This window comes from Exiguobacterium sp. s142 (assembly GCF_018618455.1).
GTDB lineage: Bacteria > Bacillota > Bacilli > Exiguobacteriales > Exiguobacteriaceae > Exiguobacterium > Exiguobacterium aurantiacum_A.
In genome coordinates this window covers 65123-79711 of the sequence record NZ_JACSMB010000001.1, presented here as the reverse complement: position 1 = coordinate 79711, position 14589 = coordinate 65123, and the positions used below count along the sequence as shown (strand labels likewise).

Below are 14589 nucleotides of genomic sequence, written 5' to 3'. Positions count from 1 at the left end.
TGCCATGAAAAAAACGGTTCTCATCACAGGCGTGTCAGGTGGGATCGGCAAAGAATTGGCCGATCGCTTTGCCCGGGATGGACATGAGATGGTACTCGTGTCACGGAATGAAGCGAAACTGTTAGAAATCGCTAAAGATTATCGGATCAATCATGGTGTCGGCGTCACCGTCACCGTCATCGCCAAAGACATCGCGTCACCGGGAGTGCCAGAAGCGATTTACAAGGAGCTCCAGGAGAATGGGATCCACGTGGACTACTTGGTCAACAATGCCGGGTTCGGTCTGTACGGGACGTTCTTAGAGACAGATATGAACCAAGAGGTGAATATGATTGACGTCAACATCAAGGCGTTGACGGTGATGACCAAATTGTTTTTACCCGGTATGGTTGAACGGAATCAAGGGGGCATCATGAATGTGTCTTCCATGGTCGGTTTTTTCCCGGGACCGTTGATGTCGGTGTACCACGCGACGAAGTCATACGTGTTGTCGTTTTCAGAAGCGCTCGAAAATGAAGTGAGCGGGACGAACGTGACGGTGACCGCTTTATGTCCAGGGTTAACATCGACTGGTTTCGTCGACCGCTCCGGGATGCAGGCGTCAAAACTGTTTCAAACGGGCACGATCATGGAAGCAGGACGGGTCGCGGATATCGGGTATCGTGGCTTTATGAACGGAAAGACCTTGATCATCCCAGGGAGACGGAATCGGCTCGTTGCCTTCCTGCCCCGACTGCTTTCGCGTAAGCGAATCACTCGCATGATGCGAACGATGCAGGATGGATCGAAGCAGTGAATGAATAGGGCGTCATTAGCATAAACATCTGAGGCTCAAACATAGCGCGGTACCGTTCCTAACGGTGCCGTTTTTTGTATGATTGAAAAAGGAGGTGTTCGAATGGATCAAGCAGGCGGATTCATTTCCATCGGGATGGCTTATCCGAACCATTATCCGTTACCTAAACTTGCTCAAAATGTATGTGAGGAACTGTTAAGTAGCGGTGGAGAAATCATAAACGTGACATTCAGTCAGGATGAAGCGGGGAACGATTGGACGACAACGACAGATACCGACTTTGCTCGGATCGGGCATTACGGATCTATCCATTTACGAAGTAACTATTTTGGAGGCGTGGATATGGTGATGACCGTGTCCCTTCAAGTGATGGACACTTATGTCGGGATTCTCATCGATTTGAACTGGGGGGATGTCGTTTCACATCCTGCATCGAGATCCGCGTTCACACAGCAAATCGAACGACTGCTCGTCGACGTGTATCGTCATGTGCCATTCTCCTACGCGATTGCTGGGCACGAACTTGAACTGGATTGGGCCCCTGGGGTATTTCCGACGTCAGCGGACTGGCTAAATGCGTTTTCCCTTTCTATTGTCCCGACGCCAGAAGGCTTAACGGTCACTTACGGTTCGATTTCAATCGACGGGATAACTCCACAATTCAAAAAGAAAGTGTCCATCTCGCTAGATGTATAAGTCATCATTGTGAGAATCAATCGCTTCCGTCAAGCGTTCCTTGATTGACCAAGGATAAAAAAATATGACCGGAACAGAAGTAATCGAACATGATACAATTTCCTTACCTTATGAATTGAGGAGGGACAGATTCATGACTAATCGTTCAAACGTCATCGACGAATTTGCATCCTATACAGATTGGCTAAACACGCTAGAGAGATTGGATGAATCGATGTGGGAAAAGCCAATTGCGACCGACAAATGGTCAATCAAAACAGTCGTCCTTCACATCGCCCATTGGGACAACCATCTGTTGAACGTCATCATCCCAGCCGTGAAGAACGGAGAAGGGATGATCTTCCCTGAGTTCGACTCGTTTAACGCGCGGGCGACCCAAAAAGCGAAACGTCTCTCGGGAGAAAACGTTCTCCAATTAGCCAAAAAGAGTCGAAGTTCACTCATAGAAGTGCTGCGGTCATTGCGTCAAGAGACGCTGACTTCGCACACGACGGCGAACGGGGTGACCCATTGCCCGCATCAGGGTGTTCCGTATACGCTTACTTATATCGTCACCGAGTTCATCGGACATGACCGGCATCACCAGCAGCAAGTCGACTCCATATTGGGAAGAACATCTTGAAGAGACGAGCGAAAGTGCGCGGTATCAGACGAAGATTGAAACGGTTGCACATGTATATCGAAGACCAGACCCATCCGTTCCCGACGACGTTCCATGACGGGTATTGGCACAACAAAATCCCAATTGATCAATCGTTCTTACTGTCGGTGCAGGAGAACAGCCGGATTCAATATGCGGTCATCGAGGCAATGATGGAGGGGGCCTCCCGTCTCGTGCGTCTCCGAGAAGAGGAGCGGAACCGGGTCGTCTTGTTGGACCTTCCGACGCTTTGGCAGTCCGAACTCCTCGTGTTTGAAAATGATGCACGACTGAAGACGTTTATGGAACGTGACTCGCCAGAACAGACATGGACACCCTTGCCCTTAGATGATGTGTTTCAACAAAAGCTCGTCGCCTCAGCGGATGTCGAGGTGCATCGGTTCCACGAACTGATTCAAGATGAAGATTATATGCATAGTGGAGAAGTCTGGTTGCTCGTTCAATGAACGGGCAACTTTTTTGTATGACGAATAATAGGAAGTTAAGCACAACGTCTCAACGTAAACCCAAAAACAACAGTGATATTTACAAGTTGATTAAAATGTCGAAAGGTAACTTGATAGAAAATATGGTACAATTTAACATGTAAAAGGAAGATGACTCATAATCTTTACTACACAGTCTTTCGAAGAGAAAAAACATCATCATGATAAAAGCTCACGATAAATGTTTGATGGTTTAAAAAGAGACGGAGGTCGTTCAGTTGAAAAGATTCACACTTCTTCTACTTTGTATTCCTTTGATTCTTTTATCGGCATACATTGGTGACAAAGAAAATGTCGAAGCTATAAAAGAGAACGTTAACGTGCAGCCTAAGACTATAAAAATAAGCGACGATAGTGAATTAAAAATCGTGCCACTTTACACACAGTATCAAAAGTATTTGGAGGCATCTCTAGAGACGAATGATTCAGAACAGAAAAAGAAATTTTTTAGAGAATTTGTTCTCGATTACATAGGGAAGATTGGAGAAGAGGAGAAGTTCGGAACAGCGGATTTGAAAGGCAACTTTTTGATGAAATCGACATCCTATGAGCAACAACTCCTAAATCGAATCGATGTGCTGATGAGCAAACATGGTGAGATTGAAGAAATGATTATAAAAACTTACATCGCTTCCCATCAGGCACTTCCTAAAAAGAAAAGTACGATTTTTCTCGTACCAATCAATTCAGAATTTGCATTTATCGGTGAGTCACTGGGTGGGATTAGTGGAAATGCATATAAAGATACTTTTGTCTTTTATCTGAATGAAGACTTCGATAAAGATATCCTTGCTTATGCGACTGCACATGAATATCATCACTTGATTCTTCGCGACACACCAAACTTTATGGTTAGTTCGGTTTTAAATTCTGTCATATTAGAAGGGAAAGCAGATGCTTTTGCAGATCGAATTGTCAAAGGCGTCTCACCTCCTTGGCATGAACCAATGGATGAGAAGACGAAGGAGCATGTAGCCAACCTTGTTAATGATTATGAAACAACATTTAACGATTTTGTTATCGGTAATGAGCAAAAGAATCTTCCTCGCTGGAGTAACTATATTTTAGGAAAAGATATTCTCAACCATTACTTAGAATCAAATCCAAAGCTTTCGATTCAAGATTGGACATTCAAAGAAGATCATGAAATCTTAGAGGGCTACAAATATCAAGAGATTCTTCAGCAATGACGAAACAAGTCACATGATTTTCCAGTATCGCAGTCGTGATACCCGGTCCCCAATCAGTTCGCTCTATTGATTGGGGGCTTTTGTTTAAAGGAAGGATTACTGAGCTGTGATTATGAAGGGTGATGTTTGACGAAAATCAGCGCGTGCATTCCCTACAACTTCGTGACGAAGCGACCTATCTACTTCCGATTCACGCCTGGTAAGGATGGGGGACCGACTCGTCAAACATTCACCGCTCCACGACCCGTTGATGATCCAAAGCTCAAAACAATATGAGCAAGAGCCGGTGAAACAAATTGACTGGGTCGCTACAGCCAAGACAGGGAAGCTACAGGCGAAAGTATATGAGCGCCAAAACCTCGATATGTTCACATTGATGCTTGACTTGAGCGGTCCGCTCGGGAATGGTCTCCACGCCCGTTACGAAGAGTTGATTCAACAGGCCGCTTATCTGGTATCCTATTTGGTGAAGGAAGAGTGTAAAGTCGAGCTGTTCATCAATCGCCTAGATGCTGATAATAAAGTCGATCACCTTCGGATGAGTGACGGTCGTAAGCAGTTGCGCCTCGCACTCGTGCGCCTGGCGTGGATTCACGAGTCGAATCGATTCGTCGCCTCAAAACGGTTTGGCCGAATCATCGAGCGCCAAAAACATCCACATGCGGAACTGATTCGGATTGATGCGTCATTCCTAAAACAAATGTCTGTCGGTTGAAAGGAGAAAGAAACATGTTCCGCCTGATCACAACATTCGCTTTAGCCGGGGTCTTCACGCTCGGTGCTACGTCGGCAGCTGCGGCGCCGACAGAACGATCCGCGGAGCGTTTCGCTGAAGAACATTTCGAGTCAATCGTCCTCGACCATATCGAAGGAGACGACCCGAGTAACTATCACTTGACGGAAAGTCGCACCGTCTCGTTCGGTCCGCTCCATGAAGTATTGATTGCCGCGCAATCCTGTTATTCGTTGGACGAAATGTGTACGTTCGTCTCGAGCAAGGAGTACGTATCAGCCGTCCTACAAGATGGGGAGCCGAGAAACGTCATCGGTACGTGGGAGCAAGAACCGGGCATTTTCGCCTTCTCCACGTTCGGGTATGGCGACGAGTTGGCCATTGCCTTAGCTGATGTGTCCGGCTCACTCGTCCATTCTGCTCAAGAGAATGCCTGGTTTGACTTAAACGGGGAGACGTTGACCGCCATGACGACCGATGCGAAACGGTTCATCAGCGGAGACACGATCACGCTCGAGATGTATCAGAAACTCTTGGTCGAAACACATTCAAACGATCAAGGTTCTGTGGAGGATGCCCTTACTGGTGGTTCAGGTGACGTTCAGACGATAGAGCCGAAATCTTTTCGGATGATTGGACTCGCGTTGTTGACGGGACTCCCGCTCGGTTATCTTTTTTACCGGAGGCGATGGAAAAGGTGAATGTGAAACGTCCGTGGTTACGTGAAGTTGACGCGACCACGGCTTTATTTGTGCGTCGACACGCAGTGGACACGGATAAATTTGAACAAAAGACGGAAAGATTATCACGTTCGAACGATGGGACGTTATGGAAAATCGACCGTTATGAATTCGACCAAGTCTATGATCAAAGGCTTGATGAGGTGTATCGCTCGATTCGTCGACAAGATGCTGACATCTTTTCATTTCATTCGGATGACATACAGATCGATAAGGGTTTTACCGATGTAACGATACTACGTTACCTCATCTTGCATCCGTTCACGCGAGACGTCTATGTCGATGCCGCATCATCTGGGGTCGTTGAGACGGTGTATGTCTGGATGCATCCGATTGAGGTGTGTAAACAGAGAGACCGAATCACTCGTGTGACGCTAGACGTCTCGGACATCGCGACATGTTTTACGGACTACGAGAAAGAGCCGGACTTGAAACTTTGTCGAATCCTCTATCATCAGACAGAGATGCTGATTTTACCGAGCCATGCATTCAAAGAGGGAGAAGCAAATCGCCTAATTTACCGACATCTCGCCGACGCAGAGTTCCCGTTACGCGTGGAGCGGAAAACAAAGGTACTGTTGCCGAAGAGACATCGTTTCTCGTTTGAACGCTTAGAAGAGGATTCTGTCACATCCGGAATCGTTCATAATCATGAGACGATCGCCCCATGGCTGACACTTTCCCGTGACGAACATCGCCAAGACGTCGTCACGTTCTCAAATGAAACGGATTTGCTGGTGAGCTATTACCGTGAGGGACTGACACTCCAAGGGACGACAATCGAATCCGTTGAGTCGATTGACACAGCGGATTATGAGACGTTCTTTCACCACGTGACAAAGGGTATGTTTCCAATCGAGTTGACGTTCTGTCTCGGAGGAACGTTCGGCCCGAGGGAGAAAGTGTATCGATTGACGCTTCATGATGACGACTGGAAGAAGTTGATTAAAGACAAGCTGCTGCCCCAGCTCGGCAATCTGAAAGCAAGCGGGTTTTGGCAGTCCCTCTCATCCCCTACATCTGTACAGACACTTGAAACGTTCATGGGAGAGTATCATCCTCATATCTTCGGAAACTTCGCACTGGCGTATGATGCGCACGACGTGTATCACTTTCTCGACCATGTGAACGGAGTGATTAAGCGGTTTTGAAGTAGTAAGCAGTGTTTTTACATTGCTTGTTGCATATTTTTTACGAAATGGAGCTGTACAAATGAAAACATATACGTGTCTCTGTTGTGGTTACAAAACGCTGGAGGAAAAGCCGCCCGGAACGTTTTTGATTTGTCCGAACTGCTTTTGGGAGGATGATAGCGTAGGCCCCGACGATTGGGGAGGGGCAAACGGTGTTTCTTTACGAACGGCGCAGCGAAATGTGATTCGTTTCGGGTTTTCCGAGGAACAGTTGGTCGGCGATCGTCCATCGAGAGAATATGAAAAGGACGCGACATGGAAACCCGTATGGGAAGCGAATCCGTCGATGTCACCCTCCTTATTAATCGATGGTGTAGTCTTGCATCGAAAAAAGAATAAGCCTATTGATATCAACCGGTTCAATGAACAGTTTGAAAAAATGTTGAAACAAAATGGATGGACGTTTGGCGGAAAATTTGTTCAGTCTGAAGAATAAGAGACTGTTTCGAAAACTACACAACGCATCAAGCCATAAGGTTATACCTCGCTGATCTTGTTTGGCATTTAGAGTAAGAGAACATACAGAAATCAGGTGAAGTTATGTACCGATATAGAATAACCAAATACAATCCCGCTTTTCGAGACGAGCCCTATGGATACAAAAAGGATGAATGGACAGCCATTTCTGATATCGGAAAGTCGTTTGAAGGCATCACGCTTCACTTTGAAGAGTACATGAGAGTTGAAGATGCCTATGTGACCTCGGTCAAGTGGATCATGAAGCATTGCAATGTGATTTCCCTAAGAGTGTCTTATATTGAGAAGCGAGGTCGACTTTCACGTCATGAAATTCAACGGCCTGACCTTTCGGAAATCGTTTATACTGCAAAAACGAGAGATTTGTATAAACGGGTAAAGAAAGGAACTGTGCTGACTGGGTGGAGAATCGAACATATGATTCGCTTGATGTTGCGAGAAGAGCTTTATGCGCAACTCGTTGGGAATGAATCGCATCATAAAGATGAACCGTTTAAAGTGTTTATCGGATACGATTATTTGATGGGGATTCATACGAATATAAATCTTCAGCACCTGAAAGAACAGCTTTTGAATATCGGAATGTATCTCGAAAATCCGTCTGGGGAGAGTTGACTTGAACATACTTAGAGAATTCAAATCAATCGATAGTGAAGTTTGGCGAGTGCAACTCGACGAGAGTGACGCATTCCTCATCATCAAAGATGAGAGAAGGCGGAGTGATCTCACCGATTATCCGTGGTTTTCTGAACATGAGGCTTCTATTTTTGAATCAAAAGAAAACGTGATTCATGTCAGTTATCTCGTCACCCCGGACGTCCGATTGAGTCCGGAACACTTGGCTGAAGTGTATGTAGTTGTCGAACAGCTATTGCATCACATCGCCCAGGCCTCATGTGATATCGTATTCAGCCCATACAGTTTCCCTACCAAAACGGAGATACATACTCATATAAATGAGACGTGTAAGATTGATTCGTATTCAGTCGATGCGTATCGACACCTGACTCAAGTACAGTCCAAATAGATTACGGTTATACAAAAACACCGCCCTTACGCCAATGCGTAGGAGCGGTGTTTTCACATGTACGGCCCGTTCGCCTGAACGACGAACTGCGAGTGCTCGTAATGATAGGTGATACGGGAGTAGTCGAACGGCTTCCCGTTCGTGAGATGAAAGATCGTCTCGATGCGAAGCGTCGGGTCGTCCGCCTGCAAGCCGAGGTATCCGGCTTCCGTCGCGTTCAACCGACCGACCTGCATGTACATGTCGGAGAAGCCGATCGTGACGCCGAGCGCGCTCTGGACATAATCGAAGATCGAGTCGGCAACGATCTCCCGGTTCAAATACGGGACGATTTGCTTCACGTAATACGACTCCTCGTGACAAAGCACCTCGCCATCGACGAAGCGGACCCGTTCGACGTGATAGACGTCGTCCGTCACGTCGATCCCGAGGTTCTGCGCAACTGTCTCGTCAGGTTTTGTGACCGAGACGTCGAGCACGTCCGACGTCAAGACGCGGTCGCCGAGATTGCTCTTGAACCCTTGCGTCGAGAACAGGCTCATGTAGCCCGGGCGGTTATGACGCCGGACGAAGATGCCGCTCCCGCGAAGTTGGAAGACTACCCCACGCCGTTCGAGCAGTTCGAGCGCTTTCGTCACCGTGCTCTTACTGACGGCATATTGGCTCATCAACTGTTCGAGCACGGGAAGTTTATCGCCTTGTTTCAAATCATGTTGATTGATGTACTGTTCGATCTCTGCTGCAATCTGTTGGTATTTTAGCACGTTCATCCCTCATCTACTTGAAAATGTTGCCTTCATTATACCACACACATGTTTGCTAAACGTTCACAAACTTTTTTATTGTATCGTTATTGATTAATTGTACCGGTACAATTATAGTAAGGGTGTACAAAATGTAAGCGTTATGAAAAAAGGAGGGTATTCACTTGAGTAAAGTTCGGGATTATTCAAAACTCGCCAAGGACATCTTGGAGGCTGTCGGCGGGGAAGACAACATCATCAACGCAGCCCGGTGTGCGACACGGCTTCGTCTCGTCTTGAAGCGGTCAAACCCGCAGGCGAAAGAGCGTGTCATGGCGATGCCAGGCGTCATCACGGTCGTCGAGACGGGCGGACAGTTCCAGGTCGTCATCGGACAGCACGTCGGAGAAGTGTTCGAGGAGTTCACGCAGCTCGTAAAAATCGAAGGCACTGAAACGGAGGCGGACCAAAAAGGAACGATACTCAACCGGATCATCGCGACGATGTCCGCGGTGTTCGCGCCGTTCATCTATATTTTAGCGGCAGCCGGGATTTTGCAAGGGGTACTCATTTTAACGACATTGTTGTTCGAAGGTTTCGCCGAGACGGGAACGTACGAAGTGTTCAGCTTCATCTCATGGGCACCGTTCACGTTCTTACCAATCTTTATCGCCATCACGGCATCAAAACACTTCAAGACGAACACGTTCATTTCCGTCGCGGCAAGTGCGGCCTTGGTCAGTCCGACATGGGCCGAGATGGCGGCACGCATCACGTCAGGGGAGACGATCAGCTTCCTTGGGATTGCCTTGTCCGGTACGACGTACACGTCATCGGTCTTGCCACCGCTCTTCCTCGTCTGGATCTTGTCTTACGTCGAGCGGTTCTTGAACCGGCATATGAATGAGGTCATTCGTCCTCTATTTGTGCCGTTCTTCAGTTTGGTGCTCATGGTGCCGCTCACGATCCTCGTCATCGGACCAATCACGACGATGGGTGCGGTCGGGATCGCCAACGGCTATAACTTCTTAGCTGAAAACGCGCCGTTGCTCGCCGGCGCCATCATCGGGGGGCTCTGGCAAGTCGTCGTCATCTTCGGGGTCCATTGGGGCGTGACGCCGATGGTGCTCGCAAACTTCGACTTATACGGCCGTGACTCGTTCCAAGCGTATCAGACGATCGCCGTCATCGCCCAAGTCGGTGCCGTTCTCGGTGTCATTTTGAAAGCGAAGAGTCAGGAAGTCAAAAAAGTCGGTGTCTCGGCTGGGATCACTGGGCTGTTCGGGATTACCGAGCCTGCTATCTACGGGGTGACACTCCGCTTTAAGAAACCGTTCATCTTCGGATGTATCTCGGGAGCGATTGGTGCCATCGTCGCCAGCTTCTTCAACCCATATTACTTCGCCTACGCCGGACTCCCGGGTCCACTCACTCTTGTGAACGGAATCAGTGAAGACGTGCCGACATCGATTTGGGGACTGTTGATCGGGACGGCGATTGCCATCATCCTCCCGGTCGTCTTGATTCAAATCTTCGGTTTCGGGGAAGACACTGCCAAACAGGCAAATGAAGAATTGGCGACGCCAGCGACAGCGGAAGCGAGCGCGACGGTCGTCCAAGAAGAAACGATCTCTGCACCGCTCTCAGGCCGAGTCATCGCCTTGAGTGATGTCCCGGACGACGTGTTCGGCTCGGGTGCAATGGGGAAAGGTTACGCCGTCGAACCAGACGGGAATGAAATTATTGCACCGTTCGACGGGACAGTCGTCATGGTCGCACCGACGAAACATGCAATCGGACTGCGTTCGAACTCAGGGATCGAACTCTTGATTCACATCGGCCTCGACACCGTGACGCTCGATGGGAAACCGTTCACTGTCCACGTCAAAGATGGGGACAGCTTCAAAGCGGGCGATGTATTGATGACGTTCGATCGCGACATGATTGCCGCCCATAACTTATCAAGTATCACACCAGTCATCGTGACGAACAGCTCGACTTACGCCGATGTACTCGTTCAACCAAGCGATGAGACAGACACAACGAAGCCGATGCTCACGATTGTGAACAAATAAGGAGGAACTATAATGAAGACATTACCTAAAGATTTTCTATGGGGTGGCGCCCTCGCCGCTCACCAATTTGAAGGCGGCTGGGACGCCGACGGCAAAGGACCGAGCGTCGTTGACGTCTTGACGGCCGGCGCCCACGGCGTCGCGCGTCGAATCACGGACAAGGTCGGGCCGGACGAGTTTTATCCGAACCATGAGGCGATCGATTTCTACCACCGCTATAAAGAGGACGTCGCCTTGTTTGCCGAGATGGGTTTGAAGTGTCTCCGGACGTCGATCGGCTGGAGCCGCATCTTCCCGAACGGTGACGACGCCGAACCGAACGAGGCCGGGCTCAAGTTTTACGATGACTTGTTCGATGAGCTGTTGAAGCACGGCATCGAGCCGATCATCACGTTGTCACACTTCGAGATGCCGCTCCACCTCGCCCGTGAGTACGGCGGGTTCCGTAACCGGGCCGTCGTCGACCATTTCGTCCGCTTCGCCGAGGTGTGTTTCGACCGTTACAAAGACAAGGTCAAATATTGGATGACGTTCAACGAGATCAATAACAAGATGGACGTCAACAACCCGCTCTTCCTCTGGACGAACTCAGGCGTCATCGTCGAGGAAGGCGAGAACGCCCGTGAGGTCATGTATCAGACGGGTCACCATGAGTTGATCGCGAGCGCGCTCGCCGTCGCGAAAGGGAAAGTGATCAACCCGGACTTCGAGATCGGGGCGATGGTATCGCACGTGCCGATCTATCCGTATTCGTCGAACCCGGACGACGTCATGCTCGCCGAGGAGATGATGCGCCAGCGCTACTTCTTCCCGGACGTGCAAGTACGTGGGTTCTATCCGAGCTACGCTTTGAACGAGTTCGAGCGTGAAGGCTACAACATCCCGTTCCTGGACGGGGACGACGACATCTTGAAGAACGGGACTGTCGACTACCTCGGTTTCAGCTACTACATGTCGACGACCGTGAAGAGCGACGTCGTCGCCGACAACAGCGGCGACATCGTCAACGGCGGTCTGCCGAACGGTGTCGAGAACCCATATATCAAGTCGAGCGACTGGGGTTGGGCGATCGATCCGGTCGGTCTTCGCTACGTGCTGAACCGGTTGTACGACCGCTATCAGATCCCGCTCTTTATCGTCGAGAACGGTTTTGGCGCCGTCGATGAGATCATCGACGGAAAGATTCACGACGCGGCCCGCATCGATTACTTGAAGGCCCACATCGAGCAGCTCAAACAAGCGGTCGTTTATGACGGAGTCGACTTGATCGGCTACACGCCGTGGGGCATCATCGACATCGTCTCGTTCACGACGGGCGAGATGAAGAAGCGGTATGGCATGATTTACGTCGACCGTGACAATGAAGGCAATGGCTCGATGGAGCGGATGAAGAAAGACTCGTTCGATTGGTATAAGCACGTCATCGAGACGAACGGGGAAGCGTTGGAATACGAAGCGACAAAATAATTTTCCATGAATAAACCCACCTCTTTCAAAAAAAAGAGGTGGGTTTATTCCTTCTACAGATATTGCGGCAATAGGAATTTGCAAAAGTCACTGATTATAGCCGAAGAATAACGTAAATGTGATGAGCATGACGGATGAAATCATGAGAACCACAGCGAGTGAGCTGGCGAACAGCAAAAAAGTTTTGAGAAGTTGATCCGTTTCTTCCAAACCCCTATTAGGAATGCAAGATTCAGTACCAAGAAAAATGTGAGCACGAGCAGAGGTACCGCGCGCTCTTGCATTAAAATAAACAAATCCATAATAAAACACGTTCCTTTCTGTCTTTATCATATTTGCAAAAGAGGTATATTTCTCGTAATCAACCGTATAATGATGAAAACTGCTAGACGTATCGTCTGCTAATTTGGAGGAAATAAGAATGAAGAAACTGCTTCGTGCAACTGTGGCCTGTCTCGCTTTGTTTACGCTGAGCCTCGCTCCTGCGAATCCGGCTGATGCCGCTGCCAAAAAGTTTAAAAACTGTACCGAGCTCAACAAAACCTACAAGGGTGGTGTCGCGAAAAACAAGACCATCAAAAACAAAGGCGGCAAGACGAAATACAAGCCGTATGCCAACAGTTCGCTGTACAAAGCGAACGAATCGAAAGATCGCGATAATGATGGGATTGCCTGTGAACGCTAAGAGATGAGGGGACAGTCGTCCTCCATCTCTTATTTAGTTATTGAAGCGGTATGATACGTCTCCCGCAGCATCGTAACCGGTGATGGCGTCAATCGATTCGATTTGGTCGACGACGACAAACCAGACGTCATTCCCGGATTTCGTCTTCATTAATTCCGGCTCGAAGCGGTCCCCGTCCAACTCGACGACGACACGTGTCGTCGTCCCATGATTCATCCCATATAAGATATCAAACGGAACACAGTCTGGCTCATCCCCGCACGTCCGTCCGTCGACCGACCAGGTGAGACCATCATCTGACAGCGAGCGGGACGTGACCGATTCGACACGGTCGTCGATGGTAATCTCTAAGCCGATGCCTTCGATGAACAGTTCATCGCTCAGCTCGTCCGTTGAGTAGCGTTCTGTGAAGAAACGGATTGTCATCTCAGGGTCAGCGACCTGATGGACCAGGATGGGCTCGGCCGTCGCTGATAATTCGGGTTGCTCGGTCGATTCCACTTGCCAGACAATCCCGGCAGAGAGTAGCAACACAACGACGATGATGAGCACAATCTGTTGATTACGCTTCATAAGAACTCGCTCCTTGTGTTGATAATAAAAACTGACGCACCCGCTCGAGCGGGAACTCCGGACTCCAATGAACGAAGTGACCTCCGGGAACGGACTGATAGGTGACTGGAGGTCGATCTTGCTGAAGACTCGCAACGGCAGACTTCGTCAATTCAGCTTCTTTCGTGTCCACGCCGATAAAGTCAGCGTAGACGAGAAGCGTCGGTACGCGGAGCATCCTCATGAGCTGAATCATGTCCAAGTTGTAGTAGCCGAACAGTAAGTTCACTCCACCGGGACCTAGTGTGGCCGGACTCTCTAAAGCCCGTCGCACTTCGTTCCGCTCAGGTAAACCCGTCTGCGTGCAGAACGCTTTGAACTGTTCATTTGAAATCGGTTCTGTCGCTTTGTCCGTTATGAACCGCGCCTCGATTTTCCGGACGGCTGTCGACCCAAGCATGCGGTAGATTACGTTCAAGAGCGGGACGACGAGTCCAAACGCGCCATATTCTTGCAGCGGGACTCGTGGGAACGGCTTATGTCCGGCGTCGAGCAAGACGAGCCGCTCCAGCTTTTCAGGGTAATGGGCGGCAAACGCAAGGGCGACCGCGCCCCCGAGCGAATGACCGCTCACATGGACAAGGCCGAGTCCTGCTTCTGCGATATAGCCGTTCACCCAATCCGCCAACTCCAAAGAAGTGACTCTCCCTTTGAGTCCTTCGCTACGCCCGAATCCTGGCAGATCGAGCAGATGGACCTCGAAGTCGTCGGCAAGCGCCTCAGCGAGCGTCAGTCCCTCGTTTCCTGAGAACCCCCCAGCTGGTAGAAACAAAAGCGGAGGTCCGCTCCCGATCACTTCCGCATCATATCGTCCCAAGTCATCAATCCTTCCTCAAATCCCAATATATGTATTCCTTTCATTGTAAAGGAGATATCGTACGAAAAGAAGAACATTCTTCCATAACAGCATGCAGGTCACTTAAAATTCGGGTATAGAGTACTGACACGTGTTCAGTCCGCACTTGTCGTTTTGCTGTGTCGTCTTCTACTTAGCCAAGGAGGAATGCTG

Annotated in this window: 15 protein-coding genes and 1 pseudogene; 13 read left to right on the top strand and 3 right to left on the bottom strand. The window is 49.2% G+C overall.

Annotated elements, in window-relative coordinates:
* The first annotated feature begins 4 nt into the window (after positions 1 to 4).
* The 10 genes and pseudogenes from KNP77_RS00405 (at position 5) to KNP77_RS00360 (ending at position 7586) form a co-directional block, all read left to right on the top strand.
* Positions 5 to 796: an SDR family NAD(P)-dependent oxidoreductase gene (locus KNP77_RS00405; RefSeq protein ID WP_214887685.1), complete on the top strand. Its 792-nt coding sequence runs from the start codon at positions 5 to 7 to the stop codon at positions 794 to 796.
* A 102-nt stretch (positions 797 to 898) separates the two neighbouring features.
* Complete coding sequence (locus tag KNP77_RS00400) at positions 899 to 1492, top strand: Imm64 family immunity protein (RefSeq protein ID WP_161567348.1); 594 nt, start codon at positions 899 to 901, stop codon at positions 1490 to 1492.
* A gap of 133 nt (positions 1493 to 1625) precedes the next feature.
* Positions 1626 to 2114, top strand: a complete 489-nt coding sequence (locus KNP77_RS00395) for a DinB family protein (protein WP_214887682.1) — start codon at positions 1626 to 1628, stop codon at positions 2112 to 2114.
* Entirely contained in the window at positions 2111 to 2599 is a 489-nt protein-coding gene (locus KNP77_RS00390) for a DUF3916 domain-containing protein (RefSeq protein ID WP_214887679.1), read from the top strand. The genes KNP77_RS00395 and KNP77_RS00390 overlap by 4 nt, the downstream gene beginning before the upstream one ends.
* A 257-nt stretch (positions 2600 to 2856) precedes the next feature.
* Complete coding sequence (locus KNP77_RS00385; RefSeq protein ID WP_214887676.1) at positions 2857 to 3828, top strand: DUF2268 domain-containing putative Zn-dependent protease; 972 nt, start codon at positions 2857 to 2859, stop codon at positions 3826 to 3828.
* 205 nt (positions 3829 to 4033) lie between these two features.
* Entirely contained in the window at positions 4034 to 4543 is a 510-nt protein-coding gene (locus KNP77_RS00380; RefSeq protein WP_251138853.1) for a DUF58 domain-containing protein, read from the top strand.
* A gap of 14 nt (positions 4544 to 4557) precedes the next feature.
* Complete coding sequence (locus KNP77_RS00375; RefSeq protein ID WP_131440686.1) at positions 4558 to 5262, top strand: hypothetical protein; 705 nt, start codon at positions 4558 to 4560, stop codon at positions 5260 to 5262.
* 65 nt (positions 5263 to 5327) lie between these two features.
* Entirely contained in the window at positions 5328 to 6452 is a 1125-nt protein-coding gene (locus tag KNP77_RS00370) for a hypothetical protein (RefSeq protein ID WP_214887672.1), read from the top strand.
* A gap of 61 nt (positions 6453 to 6513) precedes the next feature.
* A pseudogene (locus tag KNP77_RS15930) lies at positions 6514 to 6762 on the top strand (CPCC family cysteine-rich protein); the annotation flags it as partial.
* Positions 6763 to 7034: 272 nt separating this feature from the next.
* On the top strand, positions 7035 to 7586 hold the full coding sequence (locus tag KNP77_RS00360; protein ID WP_214887667.1) for a hypothetical protein: 552 nt from the start codon (positions 7035 to 7037) through the stop codon (positions 7584 to 7586).
* A 465-nt stretch (positions 7587 to 8051) separates the two neighbouring features.
* Here the strand turns inward: KNP77_RS00360 and KNP77_RS00355 are convergent, their stop codons facing one another.
* Positions 8052 to 8762, bottom strand: coding sequence for a GntR family transcriptional regulator (locus tag KNP77_RS00355; protein WP_070327925.1), 711 nt, complete (start codon positions 8760 to 8762; stop codon positions 8052 to 8054).
* A 164-nt stretch (positions 8763 to 8926) separates the two neighbouring features.
* On the opposite strand from KNP77_RS00355, the gene KNP77_RS00350 reads away from it, so the two are divergent.
* The 3 genes from KNP77_RS00350 (at position 8927) to KNP77_RS00340 (ending at position 12968) form a co-directional block, all read left to right on the top strand.
* Positions 8927 to 10816 carry a beta-glucoside-specific PTS transporter subunit IIABC gene (locus KNP77_RS00350; protein WP_214887663.1) on the top strand — a complete coding sequence of 630 codons (1890 nt, stop codon included), beginning with the start codon at positions 8927 to 8929 and terminating at the stop codon, positions 10814 to 10816.
* Positions 10817 to 10828: 12 nt separating this feature from the next.
* Entirely contained in the window at positions 10829 to 12283 is a 1455-nt protein-coding gene (gene bglA, locus KNP77_RS00345; protein ID WP_214887660.1) for a 6-phospho-beta-glucosidase BglA, read from the top strand.
* Positions 12284 to 12704: 421 nt separating this feature from the next.
* Positions 12705 to 12968, top strand: coding sequence for an excalibur calcium-binding domain-containing protein (locus KNP77_RS00340; RefSeq protein WP_131488576.1), 264 nt, complete (start codon positions 12705 to 12707; stop codon positions 12966 to 12968).
* A gap of 33 nt (positions 12969 to 13001) precedes the next feature.
* On the opposite strand, the gene KNP77_RS00335 is transcribed toward KNP77_RS00340, so the two are convergent.
* Positions 13002 to 13541, bottom strand: coding sequence for a hypothetical protein (locus KNP77_RS00335; protein ID WP_214887657.1), 540 nt, complete (start codon positions 13539 to 13541; stop codon positions 13002 to 13004).
* The gene (locus KNP77_RS00330; RefSeq protein WP_214887655.1) at positions 13531 to 14397 is read right to left on the bottom strand and encodes an alpha/beta fold hydrolase; all 867 of its coding nucleotides are present in this window, start codon (positions 14395 to 14397) and stop codon (positions 13531 to 13533) included. Before KNP77_RS00330 ends, KNP77_RS00335 begins: the two co-directional genes overlap by 11 nt.
* Positions 14398 to 14589 lie beyond the last annotated feature (192 nt).

Bases quoted from the DNA above. Each gene is read 5' to 3' on its own strand.
- KNP77_RS00405 (WP_214887685.1), top strand. From the start codon at position 5: ATGAAAAAAACGGTTCTCATCACAGGCGTGTCAGGTGGGATCGGCAAA.
- KNP77_RS00400 (WP_161567348.1), top strand. From the start codon at position 899: ATGGATCAAGCAGGCGGATTCATTTCCATCGGGATGGCTTATCCGAAC.
- KNP77_RS00395 (WP_214887682.1), top strand. From the start codon at position 1,626: ATGACTAATCGTTCAAACGTCATCGACGAATTTGCATCCTATACAGAT.
- KNP77_RS00380 (WP_251138853.1), top strand. From the start codon at position 4,034: ATGGGGGACCGACTCGTCAAACATTCACCGCTCCACGACCCGTTGATG.
- KNP77_RS00375 (WP_131440686.1), top strand. From the start codon at position 4,558: ATGTTCCGCCTGATCACAACATTCGCTTTAGCCGGGGTCTTCACGCTC.
- KNP77_RS00360 (WP_214887667.1), top strand. From the start codon at position 7,035: ATGTACCGATATAGAATAACCAAATACAATCCCGCTTTTCGAGACGAG.
- bglA (WP_214887660.1), top strand. From the start codon at position 10,829: ATGAAGACATTACCTAAAGATTTTCTATGGGGTGGCGCCCTCGCCGCT.
- KNP77_RS00340 (WP_131488576.1), top strand. From the start codon at position 12,705: ATGAAGAAACTGCTTCGTGCAACTGTGGCCTGTCTCGCTTTGTTTACG.
- KNP77_RS00335 (WP_214887657.1), bottom strand. From the start codon at position 13,541: ATGAAGCGTAATCAACAGATTGTGCTCATCATCGTCGTTGTGTTGCTA.